General features: G+C 57.3%; 30 protein-coding genes. 25 read left to right on the top strand and 5 right to left on the bottom strand.

Annotation, left to right across the window (positions count from 1 at the left end; all coding sequences use genetic code 11):
* Nucleotides 1–222 precede the first annotated feature (222 nt).
* Nucleotides 223–1,449 carry an HNH endonuclease signature motif containing protein gene (locus QLG02_RS15195; protein WP_282465573.1) on the bottom strand — a complete coding sequence of 409 codons (1,227 nt, stop codon included), beginning with the start codon at nt 1,447–1,449 and terminating at the stop codon, nt 223–225.
* A 118-nt stretch (nt 1,450–1,567) separates the two neighbouring features.
* The gene (locus QLG02_RS15200) at nt 1,568–2,188 is read right to left on the bottom strand and encodes a hypothetical protein (RefSeq protein WP_168756503.1); all 621 of its coding nucleotides are present in this window, start codon (nt 2,186–2,188) and stop codon (nt 1,568–1,570) included.
* Between the two features lie 165 nt (nt 2,189–2,353).
* On the opposite strand from QLG02_RS15200, the gene QLG02_RS15205 reads away from it, so the two are divergent.
* From QLG02_RS15205 to QLG02_RS15235, 7 genes are all read left to right on the top strand, one after another.
* Entirely contained in the window at nt 2,354–2,962 is a 609-nt protein-coding gene (locus QLG02_RS15205; RefSeq protein WP_279452616.1) for a Rha family transcriptional regulator, read from the top strand.
* Nucleotides 2,959–3,399 carry a recombination protein NinB gene (locus tag QLG02_RS15210; protein ID WP_282465574.1) on the top strand — a complete coding sequence of 147 codons (441 nt, stop codon included), beginning with the start codon at nt 2,959–2,961 and terminating at the stop codon, nt 3,397–3,399. Before QLG02_RS15205 ends, QLG02_RS15210 begins: the two co-directional genes overlap by 4 nt.
* On the top strand, nt 3,396–3,713 hold the full coding sequence (locus QLG02_RS15215) for a Ref family recombination enhancement nuclease (protein WP_282465575.1): 318 nt from the start codon (nt 3,396–3,398) through the stop codon (nt 3,711–3,713). The genes QLG02_RS15210 and QLG02_RS15215 overlap by 4 nt, the downstream gene beginning before the upstream one ends.
* On the top strand, nt 3,710–4,132 hold the full coding sequence (locus QLG02_RS15220; RefSeq protein WP_282465576.1) for a hypothetical protein: 423 nt from the start codon (nt 3,710–3,712) through the stop codon (nt 4,130–4,132). Before QLG02_RS15215 ends, QLG02_RS15220 begins: the two co-directional genes overlap by 4 nt.
* Complete coding sequence (locus QLG02_RS15225; protein ID WP_282465577.1) at nt 4,129–4,740, top strand: hypothetical protein; 612 nt, start codon at nt 4,129–4,131, stop codon at nt 4,738–4,740. The genes QLG02_RS15220 and QLG02_RS15225 overlap by 4 nt, the downstream gene beginning before the upstream one ends.
* A gap of 254 nt (nt 4,741–4,994) precedes the next feature.
* On the top strand, nt 4,995–5,933 hold the full coding sequence (locus tag QLG02_RS15230) for a hypothetical protein (RefSeq protein WP_282465578.1): 939 nt from the start codon (nt 4,995–4,997) through the stop codon (nt 5,931–5,933).
* A 432-nt stretch (nt 5,934–6,365) separates the two neighbouring features.
* Complete coding sequence (locus QLG02_RS15235) at nt 6,366–7,064, top strand: TIGR02642 family protein (protein ID WP_282465579.1); 699 nt, start codon at nt 6,366–6,368, stop codon at nt 7,062–7,064.
* A 67-nt stretch (nt 7,065–7,131) separates the two neighbouring features.
* On the opposite strand, the gene QLG02_RS15240 is transcribed toward QLG02_RS15235, so the two are convergent.
* From QLG02_RS15240 to umuD, 3 genes are all read right to left on the bottom strand, one after another.
* Nucleotides 7,132–7,890 carry a cytolytic delta-endotoxin (insecticidal protein) gene (locus QLG02_RS15240; protein WP_219254383.1) on the bottom strand — a complete coding sequence of 253 codons (759 nt, stop codon included), beginning with the start codon at nt 7,888–7,890 and terminating at the stop codon, nt 7,132–7,134.
* Between the two features lie 523 nt (nt 7,891–8,413).
* Nucleotides 8,414–9,694: a translesion error-prone DNA polymerase V subunit UmuC gene (gene umuC, locus QLG02_RS15245; RefSeq protein WP_282465580.1), complete on the bottom strand. Its 1,281-nt coding sequence runs from the start codon at nt 9,692–9,694 to the stop codon at nt 8,414–8,416.
* On the bottom strand, nt 9,691–10,113 hold the full coding sequence (umuD, locus tag QLG02_RS15250) for a translesion error-prone DNA polymerase V autoproteolytic subunit (protein WP_282465581.1): 423 nt from the start codon (nt 10,111–10,113) through the stop codon (nt 9,691–9,693). The genes umuC and umuD overlap by 4 nt, the downstream gene beginning before the upstream one ends.
* A 187-nt stretch (nt 10,114–10,300) precedes the next feature.
* Between umuD and QLG02_RS15255 the strand changes: the two genes are divergently transcribed.
* From QLG02_RS15255 to QLG02_RS15340, 18 genes are all read left to right on the top strand, one after another.
* The gene (locus tag QLG02_RS15255; RefSeq protein WP_279452637.1) at nt 10,301–10,459 is read left to right on the top strand and encodes a hypothetical protein; all 159 of its coding nucleotides are present in this window, start codon (nt 10,301–10,303) and stop codon (nt 10,457–10,459) included.
* Between the two features lie 43 nt (nt 10,460–10,502).
* Nucleotides 10,503–10,913, top strand: coding sequence for a hypothetical protein (locus tag QLG02_RS15260; protein WP_282465582.1), 411 nt, complete (start codon nt 10,503–10,505; stop codon nt 10,911–10,913).
* 116 nt (nt 10,914–11,029) lie between these two features.
* The gene (locus QLG02_RS15265) at nt 11,030–11,242 is read left to right on the top strand and encodes a hypothetical protein (RefSeq protein ID WP_041215975.1); all 213 of its coding nucleotides are present in this window, start codon (nt 11,030–11,032) and stop codon (nt 11,240–11,242) included.
* On the top strand, nt 11,239–11,730 hold the full coding sequence (locus QLG02_RS15270) for a lysozyme (protein WP_282465583.1): 492 nt from the start codon (nt 11,239–11,241) through the stop codon (nt 11,728–11,730). The genes QLG02_RS15265 and QLG02_RS15270 overlap by 4 nt, the downstream gene beginning before the upstream one ends.
* A complete protein-coding gene (locus tag QLG02_RS15275; RefSeq protein ID WP_282465584.1) occupies nt 11,730–12,284 on the top strand; it encodes a DUF2514 family protein in 555 nt (184 codons plus the stop codon). Before QLG02_RS15270 ends, QLG02_RS15275 begins: the two co-directional genes overlap by 1 nt.
* A gap of 43 nt (nt 12,285–12,327) precedes the next feature.
* Nucleotides 12,328–12,507: a hypothetical protein gene (locus tag QLG02_RS15280; protein WP_242522821.1), complete on the top strand. Its 180-nt coding sequence runs from the start codon at nt 12,328–12,330 to the stop codon at nt 12,505–12,507.
* Nucleotides 12,508–13,380, top strand: coding sequence for a terminase (locus QLG02_RS15285; protein ID WP_282465585.1), 873 nt, complete (start codon nt 12,508–12,510; stop codon nt 13,378–13,380).
* 60 nt (nt 13,381–13,440) lie between these two features.
* Complete coding sequence (locus QLG02_RS15290; protein WP_282465586.1) at nt 13,441–14,109, top strand: hypothetical protein; 669 nt, start codon at nt 13,441–13,443, stop codon at nt 14,107–14,109.
* A gap of 56 nt (nt 14,110–14,165) precedes the next feature.
* On the top strand, nt 14,166–15,863 hold the full coding sequence (locus QLG02_RS15295; protein WP_282465587.1) for a terminase: 1,698 nt from the start codon (nt 14,166–14,168) through the stop codon (nt 15,861–15,863).
* Nucleotides 15,863–17,989: a portal protein gene (locus QLG02_RS15300; RefSeq protein ID WP_282465588.1), complete on the top strand. Its 2,127-nt coding sequence runs from the start codon at nt 15,863–15,865 to the stop codon at nt 17,987–17,989. Before QLG02_RS15295 ends, QLG02_RS15300 begins: the two co-directional genes overlap by 1 nt.
* A gap of 295 nt (nt 17,990–18,284) precedes the next feature.
* Nucleotides 18,285–19,223, top strand: a complete 939-nt coding sequence (locus QLG02_RS15305) for a hypothetical protein (RefSeq protein ID WP_282465589.1) — start codon at nt 18,285–18,287, stop codon at nt 19,221–19,223.
* Nucleotides 19,224–19,294: 71 nt separating this feature from the next.
* Nucleotides 19,295–20,512, top strand: a complete 1,218-nt coding sequence (locus QLG02_RS15310) for a DUF4043 family protein (RefSeq protein ID WP_041215984.1) — start codon at nt 19,295–19,297, stop codon at nt 20,510–20,512.
* A 65-nt stretch (nt 20,513–20,577) separates the two neighbouring features.
* Nucleotides 20,578–20,967, top strand: a complete 390-nt coding sequence (locus tag QLG02_RS15315) for a hypothetical protein (RefSeq protein WP_041215985.1) — start codon at nt 20,578–20,580, stop codon at nt 20,965–20,967.
* Nucleotides 20,968–21,033: 66 nt separating this feature from the next.
* Nucleotides 21,034–21,474: a hypothetical protein gene (locus QLG02_RS15320; RefSeq protein ID WP_041215986.1), complete on the top strand. Its 441-nt coding sequence runs from the start codon at nt 21,034–21,036 to the stop codon at nt 21,472–21,474.
* A 2-nt stretch (nt 21,475–21,476) separates the two neighbouring features.
* A complete protein-coding gene (locus tag QLG02_RS15325) occupies nt 21,477–22,058 on the top strand; it encodes a hypothetical protein (protein ID WP_052143466.1) in 582 nt (193 codons plus the stop codon).
* A gap of 9 nt (nt 22,059–22,067) precedes the next feature.
* On the top strand, nt 22,068–22,745 hold the full coding sequence (locus QLG02_RS15330) for a DUF6682 family protein (RefSeq protein ID WP_041215987.1): 678 nt from the start codon (nt 22,068–22,070) through the stop codon (nt 22,743–22,745).
* 12 nt (nt 22,746–22,757) lie between these two features.
* The gene (locus QLG02_RS15335) at nt 22,758–24,377 is read left to right on the top strand and encodes a hypothetical protein (protein WP_282465590.1); all 1,620 of its coding nucleotides are present in this window, start codon (nt 22,758–22,760) and stop codon (nt 24,375–24,377) included.
* Nucleotides 24,374–24,697: a hypothetical protein gene (locus QLG02_RS15340; RefSeq protein WP_041215989.1), complete on the top strand. Its 324-nt coding sequence runs from the start codon at nt 24,374–24,376 to the stop codon at nt 24,695–24,697. Before QLG02_RS15335 ends, QLG02_RS15340 begins: the two co-directional genes overlap by 4 nt.
* The last annotated feature ends 18 nt before the right edge of the window (nt 24,698–24,715 follow it).

Below are 24,715 nucleotides of genomic sequence, written 5' to 3' on the forward strand. Positions count from 1 at the left end.
ATAGGAAAAATCAACAGCCCTTAAGTAAACCCTACAAAAAACTAATTTTTATACACAGCTCCTTGTCTGACTTATGGGGGGAGTGTTTGGTAATATGATACCTCAAATGGTTCCTAGTGTTGAGTCAGTTGAAAACTGGATAACGAGGGGAACACAGATTTGTAGGGTTGCCGTAGGGGGAGGGTAGAGCGGGAGAAAGGCGCCCGCTCAGGATAGGAGGAATCAGGCTGCAGCGATGGGCTCGGTTCTGAAAATCTCGTTTCGGTGATAGGCGAGGTATACGGCTTGCTTGGGTTCGAAGTGGCCGACGTTCAGAGGCAGCTCAACGCCCCACTGCTGCAGCACTTGCTCGATGCTGGGCTCGGCACACAGCAGGTCGCCAGCGTCAGTGAAGGTAATCCAGCCGCGGTCGAACAGCTTGTCGATGTGAGGGGAAAGTAGTAGGCCGTTGTTCCCATCCAGGCGCTCGGCGTTATTACTCTCACTCCAGGGTTTGATGTGGCTGGCAATCAGCAAAGCCTGGTTGTTCACACCGGTGACCCGGCAGGCGCGCTCTATTTTCTCAAGCCTACTGCGGAAGAGGCCCTGACCGCGGCGCGACTTCACCAACTGCTCCTTCTCGGTCACAGGCAGCGTGGAATGCTGGATTTCCTCGATTGCTGCCGCTTCGTCATGCTCCTGCCGCTCTTCCAATATCTCAAAGCACTTCATGCAGTAGGTGAAGTGATGGTACTCGTGCTTAAGGTAGTTCCTGAGCTCTCGGAAGTTCGTTGAGCAGATTTTGAAATAATCGTTGGTCGTGAAGTTGCCACGCTTATCTTTCGAGATAGCAGCATCACCCGCGGAGTGGATCATCGGGTACTGCTTCATGCTCTTGGCTTTGTCCATGTTGGCTACAAAGCCCGATGGGTTTGCTTCAACCCAGGCCAGATACTCCTTTTCCTTTTTGTCGAAGACTTCGACGTTCCAGGTGCGAGAGGGGGTGGCCGCTCGGAGTTGCACTTCTGGAGCCAGTGAAAGAAGCAGGTCGCCCAGCTCGTTGCTGATGCCGGCCAGGTAACAGCTCTGATTCCCATCCCCGGTTGCCCGCAAAGGGGAGTTTTTCAGTGGGAGGAGGGGAGCAATCAACTCCAGGTGGTCCTTCGGGCGGATTGGCTTCTTCAACTGCTCCCAGTCGATGCGAACTTCCCAGCCCATATCTGACCAGGAATCACCGGCACTGCCGAATTCAGAGGGCTTGGACTTCTCGCTGCAAGGGGCTGCTACTAGGCCAATGGCCTTGATAAGCCCGCCGGCGTAGGAGATAACAACATCCCCCGGCCGGGTCAGCGTGAGGTTGATATAGGTCTGATTCTTCGAACCGTTACGGTTTGTCTTGGGCGACCAGATGTAGCCGCCCCCGACCTCTGCACTGTACGTTTGCTTATGGTTTACCCACCAGAATGCCACTGAAATCCCCTCGAGACAGCTGACCACGGAAAGAGGGGACATGGTAACTCGAATGGTTCCATATGTAGAGAGGTGCCACCCATCGTTGATTGGCATTGAGGACAACAGCAGGCTAGCACTAAGCCCTGTGTTTAAGCGCCCGGTTTATGGCTCTCAAGGATAATACTGGAGTGCCCACATAGAACATGTATATGCCTCCAATAATCATGATAGCTATTAGAATTAATGGTCGTCCATTCAGAGCAAACAAACCCAGGTCGATTTGGATATATAATGCGAGCAACCCTAGCGCCAAGAAAATAAAGCCAAAAAAGAGATGATATAATCCAAAGAAAAAATCTATGAGTCCAACATCAAGCTTGTACTTCCCATCACTGCCCCGGATTACCTTTGGATAGAGTTTCAGAGCATTGGCAAATTGATGAAGTGTCCTTTCCCCTCCTAGTTTATTGTGTAGCATGAACACCTGATCTATCAGGGATTTCTTGGCCCTGACGCCATATACAATTTTAAAATGTTCACTCTCAATCTCTTCTTTAAGGTTCTTCTTGAAAGATGAGCTGATGTTATCACTCTTAATCGTGTTTTCCAGGTCGGTTACTCGACGCTTCCTGTGTGTATGATAAGCATCGAGTAAAGGGAGTGATTTATATATCAGGCTTGCGATGATGACTGCGATCAGAATTGCATAATTGCCTGACTGCAAATGAGCCATTGCTTTCTCTATTAACTCGAACATGAACAATCTCTTAGTCGATAAGGTGATGAGTGGAAGTAAATCATACAAGGGACTCAGATTGTTCTGAATGGTTTTGTTGTGCGTGACAGAAATTCTCAACAGTGGGTACCATTGCCAATGCCGGACCTAGACCACCCGGCTTTGAGTAACCAAAGGACCCAGACCATGACCAAAGCACATACCCGAGATCTATCTACGGCACGCCCTCGCGGCTGCGGCAGTATCCACCACATCAAGCCTATCGCCCCTCAGTACACTCCCGAGCAGATCGAGTTGTTCAAGAAGCTGGTGAGTGCCCAGGATGGGGAGGTGTTCACTACCTCTCGTCAAATTGCTGAACTGTTTGAGAAGGAACATCGCAACGTACTGCGAGCTATCCGCTTGCTCGAATGTGACGAGGAATTCACTGCGCTCAATTATGAGCTGACTGATTTCATTGATAAAAATGGCGATTCCAGACCCGAGTACCTGATCTCGAAAGACGGCATGGTGTTCTTGGTCATGGGATTTACTGGCAAAAAGGCTGCCCAGTTCAAACTGCTCTACATCCGAGCGTTCAACTGGATGATGGAACAACTCCACGAGAATCGAGATCTGCAGTATCTCCTGCACGACTTTGCTAGGCGGGAGGCTCTGTCTGTCTCCAAAGGTTCTTTCCATGGACAAGGGCTGGCCCAGCGACGCATAGAGAAACGAGCGCTGGGTCTAGAACAAGCCCAGCTCAAGGCACGAGCACAGCTTTCCCTTGTACTGATAGGGACTGATGCGGCATGAGCTCCTATCCCAAATATATCCTCCGCAGCCCTGAAATCCGGTCCCGTGCTTGCCAGTTGGTCGCAGGCCTGCCGGTTGACCAGGACAAGCCGCTAGTCATCGAAGTCAAAGAGATGACCCGTTCCCTGGCTCAGAATGCCCTGTTCTGGGCAGTCATGACCGATATCGCCGAGCAGGTGGTCTGGCACGGCCGCAAGCTCTCCAAGGAGGACTGGAAGCATGTGCTCAGTGCGGCCCTGTACCAACAAGACGTGGTGCCGAACATCGACGGTAATGGGTTCGTGGTGCTGGGCAAGTCCACCTCCAAGATGACCGTGCGCGAGATGCGCGACCTCATCGAGCTGGCCCAGGCCTTTGGTGCTGAGCAGGGCGTGAAGTTCGGAGATGAATCCCGCCGCGGCTTCGACTGGGTAGCCGCCTACGGGAGGGCTGCATGAGCAAGACCAAGGCTGATAAGCAGTGGCTGGACGATGTGAGCTCGCTTGGCTGCGTTGCATGCAGGAATGCCGGGTATGGCGCCACGCCTGCTGAAATCCATCATGTGCGCTCTGGGTCTGGCATGGCCCAGCGCGCCGAGCATACCAGAGTGCTGCCGCTGTGCCCGCGGCATCACCGCGCTTGTTACCCCACCGGTTTCCATGCTGCCCCGCGCACCTGGCAGCAGGAGCACGGCAGCGAGAGGGCCCTGCTGGGGCAGGTAGCCAGAGAAGTCACCGAACTGCGCAAGAACACCATCGGGAGGGCGGCATGATCCACCTTTCCGCCCTCGATGCGTCCCGGCTATTGGGTAACAACCCCAAAGTCAGGAGTGCAGCCAACCAGGTGCGCAAGGCCCAACAAGTCACCAACCTGCACGACAAGGTGCTGGCCCAGCTGGTTGGCTTTCCTGACCCAGCCATAGAGCTGCTGTTCCACCCCAAGCGTAAATGGCGTCTAGATTACGCCTGGCCGGCCCGCATGATCGCCGTCGAGGTCCACGGCGGTATCCACTCCGGTGGCCGGCATACTCGGGGCCGTGGGTTTGTAGAGGACCGCGCCAAGATGAACGAGGCTGCCTTGCTCGGGTGGACTGTCATCGAAGCCACGCCCGAGCACATCAAATCCGGCCAGTTGCGCGCCTGGCTGCTCGCCGCCTTCAACCAGGACCCAGACCAGAGGACCAACCCATGAGCATCGAGCTTCTTATCAAACTGCATGCACCCAAGGCGGTGTCCATCGAGGCGGAGTCACAATGCGCTGGTCGCTCTCCGGATGGGGTGGGCAGGGAGGTGGCTTTGGCCGCCTTGGCGCATGCTGAGCGCCTGCACCCTGTTGGGGTGATGGTGCTACGCGCCCGCCACTTGTCAGATGGTCTGGCTATGCGTCAGCTGGTCAGCGGCTACCCAGTCAGCGCGGTGATGAGTGCGGCTGAACTGAATGGCGATAGCGATCGGCTGCTGCGCCTCTACAAGCGCCACCATCCCTATGGTCGCCGTGAGGCGAAGCGGGCCAGGGAGCTAGAGCTGTTGGGGGATCATTACAACGCGGCGCGGGTGCGGGCGCTCATCGTTTCCCGTTGTGATCGCGATACCCAGGGGGGACGCTGCCCCGCCTGCTCCGGCACGGGGGAGTTGACCAAGCCGAAGCCGCACGCTTGCCCGCACTGCCACGCTGGTTACATCTCAGCTCCGGCATTGACCATTGATATAGAGCTCCAAGCCGAGAAGGAACTGCAGCGTTGCTATGGCGATGCGGTGAGGGCGTTTCACCAGTATCTGGATAAGGCCAAGGCGGCGTAGAAAAGCGAACGTGACAAAGTGTCACCTCAATCTGTTTGACCAATCAGACAAATTTCTCTAAATTGAATTTGCTAACTCCGGACGCAGGAGCAGTTGCTCTACGGGGTGCCGATTAGGCGAGGCTCTACTTCTTTCTATTACAAGCTATGTTAACCATCCCTTACTGAAACTGGGTAATGGTGCATGCTGCAAGCGTCCTGCTGCTACCAGCGTCTTCCGCTGCGGCACCACTACTTAACTGAGGAGTGGTTAGTATGACTTCGTTCTATTTCAGAGGGGAAACCCTCTTCGCCAGCGACATTGATGTGAAACGCGTTGCCCGTGCAATCCGCAACGCCCATCGTAATCCCGATGGCTCCTACACTATGAGCATGGATGAGGCACTTGAGCTTGTCGCTCATTACTTTGGTGCTAACCATGCGCACGACATGCGCAAGCAAGCAGCTGATCCTGTCATAAGCGGGATGCGTCGCGAAGAGAAAGATCGGCTCGTACAAGAAAGCGCGATCTTCACTGGTGAGGCATTTCCCAAGAGCTTGCCTCCCAAATTTGGTACTGAATGGCAGAAAAATGCACGGCAGTTGTTTGAGCTGGCAATTCAATCTCGCGAACCTGAAAAGCTGGAATTTGTGGCCCTGGTTGGTAGTGAAGGATCTGGGAAGACCCTTTTGGCTAACCACATGTGTCAGTTTTATGGTGGCTACGTTGTAGATGTAGAGCTGTATAACGAACTCAGTTTTCTAACCAAACCAATGCACTACCAACCAGGGCAAGTACTCATCTACGATCGGCCTACTGTGTCTTCGACCGTAGAATGGTCTGACGTCTTCTCTGTACTTAAGAATGCGTCAATCGATCCTGCAATACGAACCCTGAAAAAATATCGGGAGTTGAGCCGGAGCCGTCGCCCCCTGATTCCTGGTGAGGAAAGGCACCGTGGCGGCGGTATGTGGAATGCAACATCTGGTTTCAACCAATTAAGCAACGCTCGCCATTGGGTTTTGAATAACCCCCAAGTGACAATGGTGGTTAGTTTTACAAACATTGCAGAGGTTGAAGAGGCGATAAGCTCTGATGCTCAGGTTTTTACGAACCAAGGAGAGTCTTTTAAGCACAACTGGCGTCGTGTCCATGTGGTGAATTTGGACACCATGACTTTCTGTACTGTGGATGGGCCCGGAATGAAGGCTTAGTTTGCTCGTTTAGGTCAGAATCGCTAGGTCGCGTCGGTATACTTGACCCAATTCATGAGATTAAGCGGAGCCATAGGCTCCGCTTTCCTTTTCTACGTTCGGCAAAGTCCCCCCCCTGACACTGTTGCGAGAACTGGCCATGTATTGATTCAATGCTCGTAAATAATCCGACACCTGCCAATATCTTCGATTGCTTGCTATTTGCGGTCGTGTGGCACAAAATCTCCTCATCATAGCCGGACTCTTCGTGAGCCCGGCTTTTTCGTATCTGGCCCGCAGCTGTGCGGGTTTTTTCGTTTCTGGGGTTGGGCGATGGGGAAACAACGGGTCAGGTCTGCAGCTAAGTTCACAACTAAAGGCGTGCAGTGGAGTACTGATGAGTAGAGCAAGTATCAGGCTGAACAGGCCATGGTTAGTTAAGGAGGATTTAACATGAGTAAATCACTGGAAATGGCCCTACGCCTGTTCTCTCCCCGTGGCGCTCTGACCGAAGTCGCCCGGGGGACTGCCGGCCCACTGAATCGCGAGGACATCCTGGTGGCCCTGCAGATAGCTGCCAAGGATAACCCCCGGGGCTATCAGTATCTGATAGCTGATCACCTGATGGATGAACAAGCCATCCAGGGACTGCTGACCCACTTCTGCACCGCTCTTGGCAGCAGTGATGCCGGCGGTATGGCCATGGCTATCCTGCTGCGCCGCCCTTTGCCTGAGCAGTTGGAGCGCCTGGTGATGTCCCACCCGCATTATGACAAAGAGCGCCGCCGGGCGGCAGTGGTGATGGAGAAGGCTAAACGGGCGCACCGAGCGGGGAATGAGCACGAGTACCAGCGCCTGCTGGATGAGCGGAACGGGATCTTGCAGTTGGCACGCGACCACTGTGTCGCTGAGATGATGCACTCAGGGCGCTGCCCACACTGCAGGGGAACCGGATTGCGGCCACGCCGCGGTGATGAGTGCCCGAAGTGCTATGGTACCGGGCGAGTAGTACCCGATGCTGAGTTGGTGTCGCGCCGGTTCGGTCAGGAGATGCGTCAGCATGTCGAGCGGTTGGTTGATGAGGTGATCCACCAAGCGTCAGACTTAACCAAGGTCATGGACCAGCAGGTGAGGGAGATGCGGATAGCCTGATACCTGTTGTTCAACGATACAGCGAAAAACGCCCTTCTCAGAAGGGCGTTTCTGTTGCATAGATTTCTTACTTGATACGTACCGGCTCTTTGTTTTTGTGCTGGGTGAAGAACTCTTGCGCCTCTTGGAGCGGATCTTTCCCGCCCTTGGCGGCCAACTGCAAGTTGGCTGGAGTCTTTATCATCTCGACTACAGACAGTGATTGCAGGTGGACACGGTAGGACTCCTTGTCCTTCAGGGTGATAAAGAGGACACGTTCCTTCTCGATATCTACGTTAATCTCCATCCCCATAGGCAACCCGTACAGGAACAGGCCGGTATCTTTGGACTGGACCCCGAACAGTATGTTGTACTGATAAGTTGTCTTGTGTGCTTCGCTCTTCTCCCAGAAGATCCAAGCACTGTCTTTCTGCTCATTCAGGTTGGTAAAGGCGCTGGTGACTGACTCGACCAGTTTCGCCTTCGGAACTTCACCGAGCACCACCCCGAGTACCTTGTTCAGGATTTCCAGCACCTTATCCACCATGAGCGTGACCGCAGCATTGGACTGCTCTACTACCTGGTCGGTGAAGTTGATCACAGCCATGTCCTTGTTGCCCTTGATCAGGGTAAGTGCTTTTTGAACATCAAACCGGAGTGACTTCCCATCGGCTGTTGATACCAGAGCATCTTGGAACACCCTGGCCATCGCAAAAGCCTGTGGTGCGATCTTGGGATCCGTGATCGAGAAGATCTCGTTGAAGTTGACCTGGCCTTCGCCGGCTGAAAGTGAAACATAAATATTCCGAGTGACGATTTTTTTGGCGTTATCCACGGTGGTATTCATAGGTTCATCCTTGTGCTCGTTATGTGATTGAACTGCAGTGCTCTAAGGGGCCAGCAAGGTATATTCTTAGTTGATAGATCTATCAACTATGGTGCCCCATATGGGGGTTAAATGGATCTTTGTTTTGTTTGTGGCTCCCAAGTGCTGGCGGGATCGGGATAGGCGGTCTATAGCAATTGAGTCTGTATTTGAAGGGGGGAGGGGATGCAGAGGAGTGTGCTTAGGCCAATGGCTCTGAAGGTCGCTAGCTGGGGCCTTATGTATGGCGACTTTTTCGATCTACATTCAATCACCGGCATTCTTGGCGTATCTGATGCTGTGGCTGCTAGTGTGATCCTTTACCTGCGCAGACTGAGTTATATCGATACTGTGGCTGAGACTAGGAGCTGTAAGCGAGAGCCCGGCAAGAGAAGCTCCCATCGTGTTTTCATTAAAGTGATCTGCATAAATCCAGAACCACCAAGCAAAGCACCACCCGCCAAAGTGGATGTCCTACGTTTGAAGCTAGCTCGTCTATCTAAGGTCATGCCTTCACCTCGAGGAGCTCGTTGAAACAGGTGGTATAGCGGGGACTGAGTTGCTCCTGCTTCATCATCCATTCCCGGGTATCCCGGCCGCGGGCCGCGAAGTAGACCTTGCCCAGTCGCCCATGATTGATCTTGTCGATGACCTGCATCAGCGCCTCGCTGCGCGGTGATTGCTGCTCCGCAGCGAATAGGTCGCCCTGCTGCATGTGGGCCGGGGTGAAGTCGGCCAGCATGACGCCCCCCTTCTGATAACGTTGCTCATCGCGCCAGATCCGGGGAAGTAGTTGGGGGATCAGGGCCAGCAGCGCCCGGGTGTCATTGGTGGGAATGGCCAGCTTGGTGCTCACCTGGTTGCCGTAGTAGGGGGCCTTGTCGCTGAACGGGCTCGTGCGGATGAACAGGGTGACGTGGCGGCAGCACATCCCTTCCCCCCGGAGCTTCTCAGCTGCCCGCTCCATGTAGCCAGCCAGCGCCTGGTGCATAGGGCCGATCTGGGTGATGCGCTCCCCAAAGCTGCGCGAGCAGATGATCTGCTGTTTGGCCTGGGCCTCTTGCTCCAGCTCGGCACAGGGGAGCCCCCGCAGCTCCTGCACCGTGCGTTCGACCACCACGCCATACCAGCGGCGCAGCACCTTGGGGTCAGCAGCAACCAGGTCCGCCACCGTCTTGATGCCCTGGGCCTCCAACTTGGCCGACAGCCGCCGGCCAATGCCCCACACCTCCTCGATCGGGGTGATGGCCATCAGCCTGGCGCGCCGCCCCTCATCCCGCAGATCCACCACGCCCCCGGTCGCCGGCCACTTCTTGGCGGCGTAGTTCGCCAGTTTGGCCAGGGTCTTTGTAGGACCAATACCCACCCCGACGGTGAGACCCGTCCACTGCAGCACCCGCTCGCGGACTTGGCGGCCATACTCCACCAGATCGCCCGCCCATCTCTCGCTCAGCTCGATGAACGCTTCATCGATGCTGTATACCTCCACCGCCGGGGCCATCCCCTCCAGAATGCTCATCACCCGCTGGCTCATGTCACCGTAGAGCGCGTAGTTGCTGGAGAACCAGATCCCGCCCATGGCCTCAAAGAACTGGCGGATCTGGAAGTAGGGGACCCCCATCTTGATGCCGAGCGCCTTGGCCTCCGCTGAGCGGGCCACCACACAGCCGTCGTTGTTGGAGAGCACCACTATGGGGCGCCCCTTCAAGTCAGGCCGGAATAGCCGCTCGCAGGAAGCGTAGAAGTTGTTCACATCGACCAGAGCAACAGCACTGTGTTTGTTCATGGGGTTGGCATCAGGCGCACGACACCGGTCACCACCCCGAAGATTTCCAGCTCCTGCCCCTCACTGAAATGGATGGGCCGATATGCCCGGTTGCCAGGCAGTAGCGCTATCGATGGCTCAAGCTGCAGCTCCTTCACCGTGAATTCGCCATCGACTGCGGCGACCACCACGCTGCCGTGGCGCGCCTTGCGGCTGCGGTCCACGATCAGCAGGTCACCATCACGTATCCCGTGATCCACCATGCTGTCACCGGCCGCCCGAACGAAGTAGGTTGCCGCCGGGTGTGCGATGCAGAGCTGATTCAGGTCGATGGTCTGCTCCACGTAGTCCTGGGCGGGAGACGGGAAGCCACAGGCTGCGGGGGAGAGGAACAAGGGGATTTCCAGCGCCGGGGCTTCAAGGTCGGGAACTGCGTACATGTTTGGAACTCTATTGTGCTGTATATAAATACAGTATAGCTGTACCCATGATGAAGATCACCGTGGAGCGATTGGCTCTGGATATGTTGGTCTTGCAGGTAGCGTCACAACCTCATGCTATGGTTTTGCAACAAGGTTCCAAATGGTGTTTAAATAGTGCGACTCTGATGTATATGTAAGGAAAAACATGATCTTGCTGAAAATTATGGTGGCTTTACTGATGCTTGCCATCATTGCTGTCGGTTCTTATATGTGGGGTATCGTTGGATTTTTGGTCACTTTGGGCATGGCCATCGTTTTGAACGGGATGTTCAATCGCTGGGATGCGAAAATGTCCGCGAAGTAGCCATATTATCCTCATGAACAATGCCGGGGTGCCGGAAGCCGAAATGACTGAAGAAAAAACACTTTTATTGCTGCCCCGTTGGTTTTTCAAAAGGCAGCTCATTGTATCGCTTTGCCTCTTCGTGGCATTCCCGGTTGCAATGACTCTCATAACGCCACAAAAAAATCATGTACCAGTGGTGAGCTGGCTGATCATTACTGTGGAGTTTCTAGTGCTAGGCATGCTGTACCCATACAGCAGGTATGCTGTTCAGCGCATCATTGACTACTGGTATGGGGATGAAAATGTTGTCTATGACGCGTCAATAAAAAGCTCATTCGATCGGAAATTTGCAAAATTGATGGTGAGCTTGGTTTGCCTGCTGGTACTGGGACCGATGTGTCTTATCGTGCTTCTGGTGAAGCGTTGGAGAGAGCGAAGAGGCCAAATAACTAGGGAGCCTGCTTCTGGTTGAATCCCCGCCGCCCCAGCGTTAGTATTGCTCAAAGATGGCCAGAGTCCCCGTGACCCTGGCCTTTTTCATTTCTGGCCCGCCTCGTGCGGGCTTTGTCGTTTCTGGAGGGGCGATGCATGGGGAAAGAAGAAGATCTCGCGACGGCTGCGGCTGCTGCAGGGGTGGCAAAGAGCGCGCCGCCGGTGGTGGTGTCCGGCATGACGTTGGCCGGGTACTCGCTCAATGACTGGGTGCTGGCCGCCACGTTGATGTGGATAGCGGTTCAGATGGGCTGGTTTATCTGGTCGAACATCATCAAGCCGCGTCGCCAGCAGGGAGGTGCAAAATGAACAAGGTCCGCATTGCCATTGCCGCGCTCAGTCTGAGCGCGGCGGGCTTTGTGGGGCTCCTGAATCGGGAGGGGTTTGAGCCGACGGCTTACCCCGACCCGGTACATGGCACCAAGCTCCCCACGCTCGGCTTTGGGAGCACCGAAGGGGTCAAGATGGGTGACACCATCACGCCCGTCGCCGCGGTGAACAGGAGTCTTCGGGAGGTGCGGGTGTTCGAGGATGCCCTCAAGGCATGCATCCAGGTACCACTCCATCAGTATGAGTTCGACGCCTATGTCGAGCTCTCCCATAACATCGGCCCCGGCGCCTTCTGCCGCTCCACCATCGTGAAGCGCCTGAACGCCGGCGACTACCCCGGGGCCTGTGAAGCGATCCTGCTGTTCAAGCGGGCTGGCAACCAGGACTGCTCGGCGCCAGGGAACCGGGTCTGCCCCGGGCTCTGGAAAGACCGGCTGCGCCTCAATGCGAAGTGCAAGGGGGAGTGATGGGTGTTACTCCGCAGAGCAAGGCGCTTCCGTTCCTGGCCGGTGCCTTGGTGATAGCCGCCCTGGCTGGCGGTGGTGCGGCGCTCTACTGGTCCGGTCATGCTGCTGGGGAGGAGGGGGAGCGCAATACCTGGCAGGCAAAGTGGAATGAAGAGGCTGCCCGCCTCGCTACTGCTAGGACCAAGGCTGAGCTGAAGGCTCGGGAGGAAGAGCAGCGCCGGCAGGCAGAAATCGATGAGGTGAGAGACCATGCACAAGAACAGATCGCCCAAGCACAAACTGATGCCGCTGCTGCTGGCGTTGAGTCTGGCCGGCTGCGCGAGCAAGCCCGCCGCCTGGCAGCCCGAGCAAGTAGGTGCGCCAGCCATTCCCGCACTCCCCAAGGAAGCCCGGCAGCCGAACAGCCTGCCATGGTGCTCGCCGACCTGCTCAGCCGGGCTGACGAAAGAGCGGGTGAGCTGGCAGCAGCGTATGACCGAGCTCGAGTATCAGGACTAGCCTGCGAGCGAGCCTATGACTCCCTGCGTACCGCAACCATGACACCCCGCCCATAACGGCGGGGTTTGTTTTTCTGGGGAAGGGGAGGAGGTGATGCAGATGAACTGGAGCAGTGAAGTGGAAAGCGGTATCGATGTGACTGGGGTTATCACCCGTGTTGAGCACTACGACGGGGCTGAGGCGGTGGTTGTTCTTTCTTCCGGTGTTTCTGTGGTGGTAGCTGCAGCCCACAAGCCGGTACCCGGCGATACCATCGTTGAAGGCGAGTTATCTATCTAAATGGCAAAGACCGACTGGGCACAGCTCAATGCAGAGTTCCTGCAGGAGCATGAAGCGACAGGCATCAGTGCGAAAGACTGGTGCAACAGCCGCGGCCTGAACTACAACTCGGCGCGTCGCTATTTGAAATCTCGGGGACAATCCCCTGCGCAACCTGATAAATCTCGCGTAGCTGCGCAAACTGCGCATTCCGAAGTGCGCAAAACTGCGCAATCTGCGCAAAGTGCGCAAGCCAAAGGGAATGAGGCCAAGGCGAAAGGGGGAGAGGGAAGAGGGGAGAAGTCATTCTCTTCCACACAATCTCAGCCCGAGCCGGACCAGACCTCGAAAAACAAAGGGCGGGATGGTGCTGGCCGCTTCGTCCGAGGCGAGTATGAAGGCAACCCGAACCCGCCCGCCAACATCAAGCCCGGCATGCAGATAGCCAAGACCCATGGCGGTTACGCCAAGTTCCTCGATGCCGAGGAGCTGTTCGACCAAGCCCGCGAGCTGCAACTACGTGATGAGCTGGAGTTCACTCGGGCGCGCGTTATCTCCGTCACCAAGCTGCTCAAGGGGCTGCAGCAGGACCTGGTCACGGCCACCGAGATGACCGACCGGATCGCGCTCTATGACAAGATCCTGAAAGCCGAGCAGGCCCTCGACCGCAACATCCAGCGGATTGAGTCCATCGAGCGGACCCTGAGCGCCCTTATGGTTGATGCCGTTAACGTGCCCAAGATCGAGGAGGACACCCGCCGCATCAGAGCAGCAACTCGCAAGCTGACCGCCGAGGCCGACCGGCTCGAGAAGGATGGGGGCAGCGAGGCCACGCCGGTCAGCGAGATGGTGACTGAGCTGCAGGGGATGGGGACTGGTGGATTGATGTCGTGATAGCATACAAAATATAGCAACCGGTATAATTGGAGTGTGATGGTGGCTTCTAACGCGGAAATGGAAGAGCTGTACCGAAAACGACTAATGGTTGTGGCGACTGGAATACTTATTTTTGTAATTGCAGGCGGGTCTCTTAGCAAGGCAGATCCGAACGCTAATGCTACAGAAATTGTGATGTTTGGGGTGAAGCTGATATTCAGTCGCCCTAACTGGTTGGAATGGGCTGCGCTAGCCGTTATGGGATACCTCTGGTTGAGGCATCAACAATTTTCCTTTGAGGAGAATGAAAAGCTCAAAGCGCAGGTTTACGAAAATACTAGAATTAGCCGAAGAATTTCAGTAAAGGCCCTCGGGGCTGAATCAACATACTATCACGGCCCAGGCGACTATGAAGGAAAGTTCAGGAGTGTGAGATACTATCGCACAGCGTGGAAAGAATTGTTCGATGAGCACGAACCATATAATTACCCCATAAGCATCTGCGTTTCATCTTTTTATAAAATCATCGTATGTGTGACATTAATAGATAGAGACAGTGATAGGGCTGTTGGATGGAAGATGGAGAGGGTGAAGGGTGTTGTTGAACATCTTCAGTTTTATTTTTCATACGCAGTGTCATATTTACAGTGTGCCTATAAGTATCCAGAGTTTTGTCATGCAAAACTGCCATCTTGGTTAGCCTGCATTAGCGCCATATCGTATTTAACAAGCCAGTTTATTATTTAGAGTCCAATATTAAGATAAACCCGCCTCGGCGGGTTTTTTATTGCCTGAGATCCCCGATGACTGAACCCGACACCTCCGCCATGACTGAGCAGGAGCAGATGGCCTACATCCGCTCGAAGCTCAGCGATAAGTGGTGGAGGATGAACAACCTCTACATGATCGAGAATGAGCAGGGCCAGCTGGTGCGCTTCCGGTTGCGCCCGGCGCAGGAGCGGCTGTTCAAGACCATGTGGTGGCTGAACATCATCCTCAAGGCGCGCCAGCTTGGGTTCTCCACCGCCATCGACATCTATCTGCTGGACGAGGCGCTGTTCAACAAGAACATCAAGTGCGGGATCATCGCCCAGGACCTGACGGCCGCCGGCGAGATCTACCGCACCAAGATTGAAGTCCCGTTCGATAACCTGCCGGGCTGGCTCAAGACCCAGTTCAAGGTGGTGACCCGGCGCGGTGGGGCAAATGGCGGCCATATCCTATTCCGCCATGGCTCCAGTATCCAGGTGGCCACCTCGTTTCGCTCCGGTACCGTCCAGCGCCTGCATGTCTCCGAGCACGGGAAGATTTGCGCCAAGTACCCTGAGAAGGCCAAGGAGGTGCGCACCGGTACCCTGCAGGCGATCCACCCGGGCGCCGTGGCCTTCATCGAATCAACAGCGGAAGGCGTGGGCGGCGACTTCCACGCCATGAGCATGAAGTCCCTCGAGCTGGCCAGGGCCTCCGGTGAGCTCAGCCAGCTCGACTGGAAGTTCCACTTCTTCGCCTGGTGGCAGGACCCCAAGTATCGTGCTGACGTGCCGGCATCCGGCGTGGTGATGAGCAAGACCCAGGTGGAGTATTTCGCCGCGGTAGAGAAGGCGATGAATTGCACAATCACCGACGAGCAGCGGCAGTGGTACGTGCTGAAAGAGTCCACTCTGGGCGCAGAGATGAAGCAGGAGTTCCCCAGCACGCCGCTGGAAGCCTTCCTGACCTCTGGTCGCCGGGTGTTCGACCCTATCCACACCATGGATGCCGAGGGCGATTGCATTGCCCCGCTCATCGTCTATGACATCGACCCGGTGACCGGCAAGCGGGAGAAGGCTCGCAAGCCTGAGAAGCTGGACGAGCGTGGCCAGCGCTCCCTCGAGAACATGCTGCTGGTCTGGGAGCTGCCAGACCCCGACGAGGATTACGCCATCGGCGCCGACGTTGCGGAAGGGCTGGAGCACGGCGACCGTTCAAGCCTCGACGTGACTGCCAAGAGCGACGGCCGGCAGGTGGCCCACTGGTTCGGGCACCTGGATCCCGGGCTGTTTGCCCAACTGCTGGCCCACGTTGGCAGGTTCTACGGTACCGCAGAGCATGGTCCGGCCTACATCGGCCCGGAGCGCAACAACCACGGTCACGCCGTGCTGCTCAAGCTCCGTGAAATCTACCCGACCCGGCGCATCTACACCCAGGAGCACCTCGACCGGGACCGCGACGACGAGACACCGCGCCTCGGCTGGCTCACCACCCGGCAGTCCAAGCCGATCTTGGTTGATGGCCTCAAGGCCCTGCTGCGTGCCGGGCAGTCCGGGATCCGCTGGATAGGCACCATTCACGAGGCAACCACCTACGTCTACGACAAGAGCGGCAGCATGAACGCCCAGGACGGCTGCTACGACGACCAACTGATGAGCTACATGATTGCCCAAGAGATGCGCGCCCGGATGCCGGCCCGCATCGTCAAACCCGAAACCTCCCGCAAACCCAAGCACTGGATGGCCAACTGATGATCAACGCCCAACCCAAGGCCCCTGAAAAAGGCGGCCTCGATACCCCACGCCTGCTCAAACTGATGAGCGATATCAACGGCCAGCCAGATTGGCGCTCAATGGCGAACCGGGCTTGCGCCTACTACGACGGGGATCAACTGCCCCCTGAGGTGGTCAAGGTGCTCAAGGAGCGGGGTCAGCCCATCACCATCCACAATCTCATCGCCCCGACCATTGATGGCGTGCTGGGGATGGAGGCCAAGAGCCGCACCGATCTGATGGTGATCGCCGATGACCATGACGATGAGCTCGAGCAGCTGGCCGAGGCCGTCAATGCTGAATACGCCGACATGTGCCGCCTGGGCGGACTGGATCGTGCCCGTGGTGAGGCCTACGGCGGCCAGATAAAGACCGGCATGGGCTGGGTGGAGGTCTGCCGGCGCGATGACCCGTTCGGCCCGCGCTACAAGTTCAGCAACGTCCATCGTGATGAGGTCTATTGGGACTGGCACAGCCGGGAGCCTGACTTGAGCGACTGCCGCTGGCTGATGCGCCGCCGCTGGGTCGATCTGGATGAGGCCAAGACCATGTTCCCGAGCAAGGCTCAGGCGTTGGAGTGGGGCGTCAACGACTGGGAGGGGATGGCAAGCCTGACCGCCATCGAGGGGATGGATCCCAACCTGGTCAGCGCTTACGACGAGTGGAGCCAGTTTAGCGGCAAGGAAGTCGAGTGGTGCAGCCGAGAGCGGGACCGGGTGTTGCTGCAGGTGGTCTACTACCGCACCTACACCATGCGGCAGGTGCTGATGCTCGATTCTGGCCGGGCGCTGGAGTACGACAAGACCAATCAGTTGCACCTGGCCGCGCTCGCCATGGGCCGGGCCAGGATGGAACGCCGCCCGGTGGCCGTGATCCGGGAGTCCTGGTTTGTCGGCCCCCATCATCTGGTTGACCGTCCCTGTACTGCTCCCCACAACATGTATCCGCTGGTGCCGTTCTGGGGATACCGGAAAGACCGCACCGGTGAGCCATACGGGCTGATTGCTCGGGCCATGCCGGCGCAAGACGAGGTGAACCTGCGGCGAATCAAGCTGACGTTCTTGCTGCAGGCCAAGCGCGTCATCATGGACAAGGACGCCACGAACATGAGCCGGGATCAAGTGCTTGAGCAGGTTGAGCGCCCGGATGGCTATATCGAGCTCAACCCGGACCGCGCCAACAAGACCAGCGTGAGCGACGCCTTCAAGGTGGAACAGGACTTCAACGTGGCGGCCCAGCAGTTCCAGGTGATGCAAGACTCGGTGAAGCTGATCCAGGACACCATGGGGGTTTATGCGGCCTTCTTGGGGCAGGGCTCAACCGGCCAGTCAGGGGTGGCCATCAGCAACCTGGTAGAGCAGGGCGCTACAACTCTCTCCGAGATCAACGACAACTACCGGATGGGCTGCCAACAGGTGGGCCAGCTGGCTCTGGCATACCTGCTGGAGGATATGGCCAACAAGCGCAACTACAAGGTGACGGTGAACCGTGACGATCCGCGCCGGCGCAAAGCGGTGGTCCTCAACGTGGAGCAAGAGGATGGCAAGCTGACCAACGACGTGACCAGGCTGCGAGCTCATATCGCCCTGGCACCGATCCAGCAAACCGCCGCTTACAAGCAACAGCTGGCCGAGCGGATGACCCAGGCTATGGCCCAGTTACCGCCAGAAGCTGCAGCAGCATGCTTTGACCTGCTGGTCGAGCTGATGGATGTACCGCGCAAGGCCGAGTTTGTGGAGCGGATCCGCAATGCCCTGAACATCCAGAAAGACCCGGAGGAAATGAACGACGAGGAGCGTGCCGCAGCTGAGCAGCAGGCCCAGCAGGCCCAGATGCAGCAGGAGCTGGCAATGCGCGAGATGCAGGCCAAGCTGGCAGAGTTGGAGGGCAAGGCCGCCAAGTGGCAGGCAGAGGCTCAGCGCATCACTAAGCTGACCGACTCCATCCGCTTCGAAGATGCCCTCAAGCAGGCCCAGACCGGTAAGACGTTGCAGGAGATGGAGCAACTGGCCGCAGAGCAGCAGGTGATACAAACCGAACAGGCAGCCCTGCAGGCTCAGCTGTTGGACACCATTCAGCAGCAGATAGACGCGATCGCGCTCTGATAGTTGCTTTCCTCATCGCCCAGCGTTACGATTTCTCCAACATGGCCCAGTCTCTCGAGATTGGGCCTTTTTCGTTGGTAGAAATGACAGTAGAGCCTGCCTTCCATCTTCGGTACTGTCTCATTTGAGTGTAGCAACTCCCGTGCTTATGCCATTGCCCGCCTTCCGCGGGCTTTTTTATAACCAGCCTCGAGCTGGTTTTTTTGTGCCCAGCCCCAGCCGGGGAGCGCTCTTTCAGAGAACCTTCCCCCGCTTGGGCAGCGATACCACCCACTGAAAACCCACGAGGACAACCATGGATACGAACATCGATAACCTGACCGGGACTGAAAGCCTGGACGAACTGGAAGCCATGCTGGAGGCGATCGAGCGCGAGCCCGATGCCGAGCTGGATAATGGCACTGGTACCAAGCAAACGGACGTAGAGCAACCCGCGCCGTCGGCGGGCGAGGTGGCAGCCGGTAACGAACAAGCCAGCACCGAGCCGGGCGGCGAAGGGGCCGCGGAGCCTGAGAAGGTGATCCTGGCCAAGAATGGTCAACACACCATCCCGTATGAAGTGCTGGAGCAGGCGCGCAATGAAGCCAAGCAGCTGCGTGAGCAGTTGGCGTTATCTCAGCAGGCCCAGGCTGAACGGGACAAGCTGCAGGCGCTGATGGAGAAGCACGGGATCAACCCCGATGTGGACCCCGACGACATCAGTCAGGAGGAGCTCGAGCAGCTGGCGCAGGACTACCCGGATCTCGGCAAATCCATCGCAGCCATTGCTCGCAAGCTCCAAAAGCTGGAGCCACAAGCTGCACCGCAGCAGGTTCAACCCGCACTCACCCCGGTGCAGGCCGCACTGCAGGCGGTACCTGACCTGGTGAGCTGGCGGGAAAAGGACCAGGACCGTTTCGACTTCGCCATCATCGTCGATGAAAAGCTCCAGGCTGACCCCGCGTGGCAAGGAAAGTCACTGGATGAGCGATTCGCAGAGGCTGCTCGCCGCACCAAACTGGCCTTTGGTGATGCCGTGGACTCCGCGCCACCTTCCGCTAAGGCACCCAGCAAGGAAACGGAAAAGCCAACTGACCACATCCCGTCCAGCCCATCAGCCTTGGGCCAAACCCATCACGCGCCGGCTACCGGTGTTGAGCGTTATAGCGCCATGTCCCAGACCGAGCTGGTCGGGGAGTTCGGCAACATGACCGACGCCCAGATTGACGCCCTGCTGGAACAGTCCGGGCTTTAACCCACAACCCATCTATACAAGCCAACCCCGACCACTGTGTCGGGGTTTTTGTTTTCATGTAGGAGAGGATCATGACCCAAGTCACCTCGGCGCAAGCCAACAAGATTATGCAGGCCGCCCTGTTCACGACGGCCAACCGTTCCCACTCGCTGGTGAACATGCTGACCGAAGAGGCCCCCAAGGGCGCCAAAATCAACGGCGGCAAGCAGACCAGCGCCGGCGCTCCGGTGGTCCGCATCACCGATCTCGGCAAGGGGGCGGGCGATGAAGTAGACATGCAGCTGTTCCACCAACTGTCTGGCCGCCCGACCATGGGTGACAAGAAGCTGGCTGGACGTCTGGAGAGCATGTCCTTCGCCGACTTCTCGCTCAAGATCAACCAGACCCGCCATGGTGTGGATGCCGGCGGCAAGATGAGCCAGAAGCGCACCAAGCACGACCTGATCAAGACGGCTCGCGTGCTGCTGGGGGATGGCTACTACGGCCGCCTGGTTGACCAGCGCGGCTTTGCCCAGCTGGCCGGTGCTCGCGGCGATTACTCGGCAACCGACATCATCCTGCCGCTGGCTGATGATCCCGAGTTTTCGGAGATCATGATCAACCCGCTGACTGCGCCGACCTACGAGCGCCACTTCTTCGGCGGGGATGCTACCACCTTCGAAGCCATTGACGCCGCGGACCGGTTCAATCTCGGCTGCGTGGACAACATGGCGCTCTATCTGTCCGAGATGGCCAACCCCATCCAGCCGATCCGCATGGTGGCAGACCCCTCCGGCGGCGAGCCGCTCTATGTGCTCTACGTCACCCCGCGCCAATGGCACGACTTCTACACCTCCAGCACCGGTAAAGACTGGAATGCCATGCTGGCCGCGGTGGCAGAGCGTGCCAAGGGCTGGAATCACCCCATCTTCCGTGGTGAAGGTGCGATGTGGCGAGGCATCCTGGTCAAGCAGTACAAGGGCATGCCGATCCGCTTCAACCAAGGCAGCGCCGTCAAGGTGTGCGCGACCAACTCCGCAACCGGGGTGGAAGTGGACAAGATCGCTGGTACCACCATCGATCGCGCCGTGCTGCTGGGCGGCCAGGCGCTGGCCAATGCCTTCGGCTCTGGCGAGCAGGGTGGCTCCTTCGGTATGCACGAAGAGAAAACCGACCACGGCAACGCGACCGAGCTCTCCATCAACTGGGTGTCCGGTTTGCAGAAGATCCGCTTCAAGCAGCGCAACGGCAACATCCAAGACCATGGCTGCATGGTGATGGATACCGCAGTGAGCCCCATCGGCCGCTAAGCCCTAAACCAGAGGGGGTAAGTGCCCCCCCTCCTTGTTTATCAGACCCAATAAGGAGCCATGTCATGGCCAAAACTACCTTGATCGCCAAAGCGTACCGCTGGTTTGTCGGTGCGTTCGGCAACCTTTCCATCTCTCCGACCCTGGTGGCCAAGCTGGCGGCGGTACCGGCCGGCGACGTCGTCGCGTTTGGCGACAAAGTGGAGCCCAACCTGAAAGTGGTGGGAGTGACGATGTTCAGCACTGCACTGGGCGCGAGCACCACCATTACGGCCAAGATCGGCGACACCGTCATCATCAACGCCGAAGGCACGGTGACGGCGGTGGCCAAGTACATTCCGGTTGACGACCTGCTGACGGCACCTGACCAGGAGATCACCCTCACCGTCGGCGGTGGTGCGGCAACGGGCACCGTCAAGCTCAAGCTGCACTATGAGGTGATCGGCAACCTGTAAGGCTGCCCGTCACGCCATGCCCGGCCCTGCGCCGGGCTTTTTCATTTCTGGATTGGAGATATTGCCGTGAGCGACAAAATTGCCGTGGTTTATATCGGCGACAAGCCGAGCAAGAAAGACACCGTCACCGGCTCCCGCCTGGTGTTCCCGCGCCACACCGCCGTTGATGTGGAGAGTCACATCGCCATGCAGTTGCTGGAGTTCCCCACCGTCTGGATCCGCCATGACGCGCTGGCCGGTGAGCTGGAGCGGCAGGGGGCCATTGCCAAGGCAGAGGCCGATGAGCAGGAACGCATTGCTGCTGAAGCGGCCCGCCTGGCCGAAGAGCAAAGCTTTGTGGTCGGCGACCGCGACCTCACCAAGATGACCAGCGCCCAGCTGGCGACCCTGGTGGAGGGGGAGGACTTGCAGGTTGAGCCGCAAGCCCCTCAAGAGAAGGTGGGTGACTACCGGCTGCGTGTACGTGACGCCCTGAAAGACAAGCTGGCGGCTGGCCAGGAGGGGTAATCATGCAGATGGTGCCCCGCGAGCAGTTCCTGCCTACCGTCAGGCTGCACATCACCGGCCCGCTCGAGATGCTGCTGGAGGAGGCCGTAACCGAAGCGGCGATCACCTTCTGCCGAGAATCAGAGCTGATCACTCTCGATCGCCTCCTTCCCAGCGCGTCAGCCGGTAGCCTGGAAGCGGTGTGCAATGTGGACGGGGTCACCTCCTGCAATGTGCTGCACCTCACCGGTGCTGATGGCGTGCCACTGGACTCCGGGCGTGACTACTTCGCCTTATCCGCAAATGAGTTGAGCATCCTGGCCGACTTCAATGATGTACGGATCTGGTACGTAGCCGCCCCGGTAAAAGGCGCCAAGGAACTACCAGCACAGCTCTACACCGACCACTCAGAGGCCATAGCCCACGGCGTGGCCGCACTGCTTTACGCCCAACCTGACCGCCCCTGGTCTGATCCAAAGCGTGCCAACTACCATCGCGCCGAGTTTGTTGAAGGGTGGCGGCGTGCCGGCCGGTTCCGCAAACAGCACAGCGCACCGACTCAAGTTGAGTTCTACAACCCGCCCCGCAAACACAGCTTTTTCTAAGGAGTCGCCATGGCTACCGTGTCCATTGCAACCATCATCAAGCGGGTCAACACCCTGCTGGTCGATCCCACTTTTACCCGCTGGCCCAAACAGGAGCTGCTGGACTACTACAACGACGCCACCAAGGCGATCGTGCTGGTTCGCCCTGACGCTCACACCAAGAACGTCGAGTTTATCTGCGCGGCCGGCACCAAGCAGGCGCTGCCAGCTGACGCCCTGCGCCTGATTGAAGTCTTGCGCAATGCCAACGGCAAGGTGGTTCGCTTCGTGCCGCGCAAGGCGTTGGATGACAGCTACCCAGATTGGCACTCCGGCAAGACAGCGACATCAGTTGATAACTACTGCTATGAAGATCGCGATCCCAAGACCTTCTATCTGCATCCCGGCCCGGCCGAAGCGGTCAAGGTGGATGTGATCTATTCGGTCGCCCCGCAATCCAAGCAACTGGCCGATGTGGAGAACACCAACACGCCGGCGCTGGCAGACCTGGATGATATCTACATCAACCCGATCATCGACTTCATGCTCTACCGCTGTTTCTCCAAGGATGCCGAGTACGCCGCCAACAGCAATCGTGCTGCCGGCCATTACAACGCATTCCTGCAGCAGCTGGGTGAGAAAACCCAGGCTGACGCCAGTATGGAAGCCCGCCAGCAGGCCGGCTTTAACCGGGTGACAGGTCAGTAAGGGGGCGCATAGATGGCAGGATTGTGGAAGCGTGACGGCACTGTAGCTGTCACCAGCGGCAGCAAGAAGGTGACCGGCACCGGAACCACCTTCGCAGATGCCAAGAACGGGGTGGCCAAGGGCCACCTTTTTTGTATGACCACCGGGGCAACGGTTGACCTCTATGAGGTCGATTATGTGGTTTCCAACACCGAGCTGTTCTTGGTGCAGGCGTTTCGTGGGGTTACCGGTACCGGCAAAGCCTACGAGGTGATCACCACCTTCTCTGACTCTATCCCGGAGTTTGCCCGCAAGCTAAATGCCTCGTTGTCCTACTACCAGGGCCAATCCGACATGGTGCAGCAGCTGTTTACCAGCGATGCGGCCGAAATCACTGTGACAGCCCCAGATGGCACCATCCACAAGTTGATCCCATGGAAGCGGGTGACCAGCGATGGCGAGGGCCAGGCCGCCCGGGCCAAGGTCGAGGCAGATCGATCCAGGGACGAAGCGAACCGAGCCAAGGATGAGGCTGACCGTGTGGCGGGGATCGTGGCTGCCGCCGCGCTTCCCCTGCCGGATGTGTGGGCGCCGCTCTCTGACAGCCTGCGCCTCATCACCGGCTATGGGCGGGATGTGATGGCTGGCTCTGGTGCGGATGTGGTGGCCAGGATGGTGAATTTCAGCCGCAGCACTACAGCAACCTACATTGGTAAGGATGGTCAGCTGAAAACCGCTGCTGCGAATGAGCCGCGATTTGAGAAAGAGGGGATATTGGTTGAAGGGCAAAGTACCAATATATGGTGGACCCAAGGGGCTGGATTGTCAGTTGTTAATTCCCCGATAGAGCAAATTACGCTCCCTACAGGAGTGGTTGGAAGCGCATATAAAATAACGCCAAATACAACAGACTTTTCGTATGTTCGTACCTCATATGGACAACAGTCTGGAGTCCATACTCTTTCTTGTTTCGCAAAACGGGCAGACGGTTCCCTTGATATGCCAATTATCTATGCGGGACAAGGAGGGGCGCTTAGCATAAAAATGGTAGGGAAATATTTGGGGAACGGTTGGTGGAGAATGGAATGTCAACTTACAAACCCCATTGGCAATACCGGTTTCGGATTTGCGGCAACGGCTATTGACACCATCCCTGTTCACATTTGTTTCTTCCAATTTGAAGCACTACCGTTTGCCAGCTCATACATTCCAACCAATGGCGCGGCAGCAACAAGATCAAAGGACATTCTTTATTTGGCATCGTCAGGGAATATCCCTGCCGATATGAACATGGCTTTTGCTGCTCAGATTAAATTAATGGGTAAAGGGGTTAACTCTTGGCCTCGGGTATTCGAGATTTCTGACCCAGCCAATAAAGGCTCGTTTATTGATATGAACACGGGGACATGGGGCGCCAACAACATTGTCGGGATTCGAAGAACTATCGCAGCAAGGTTCAGTGATACATCCCGGTGGCTTGATGGCGTAAACATATCATCACCTTGGCAAGCTTATCCCGTTAAGCCTTATTCAGACCCGGTTTACATTACTGGGTCAAATGTTGCGGGAACCCGAGATTACTACGGCCATGTTCGAAATCTAAGGGCATGGTTTTTTTCGCCGACAGACGATCAAATGAAGGCAATACGATGACCAACTTTATCGACTTCAACCTCAAGGCATCCACTCAGGCCGCCATGACCAAGGCCCTGCTGGCCGCTGGCTTTATCAAAGACCCAGAGAGCGGCACCCTCTATCACCCCACAGCCTCGTTGCAGCTGCTGCCGCCAGGCATGGTTACCCGTCCCACCGGAGTGCTGGATACTGAGGGCCTACCGCTGCGCGAGCCTGTACCGGGCTATCACGCCAACGTGCGCACCCAAGACCCTTCAATGGCCGCCGCGTTGGCGCCGGTGACCGTGGATGTCGAAACCCCGCAATATGTCTGGGCCTCAGATCCGGCTGGTATGTGAGTCTTGCCTCCTGGCGCT

The sequence above is a fragment of the Aeromonas sp. V90_14 genome (genome assembly GCF_029967615.1).
Taxonomy (GTDB): Bacteria; Pseudomonadota; Gammaproteobacteria; order Enterobacterales; family Aeromonadaceae; genus Aeromonas; species Aeromonas hydrophila.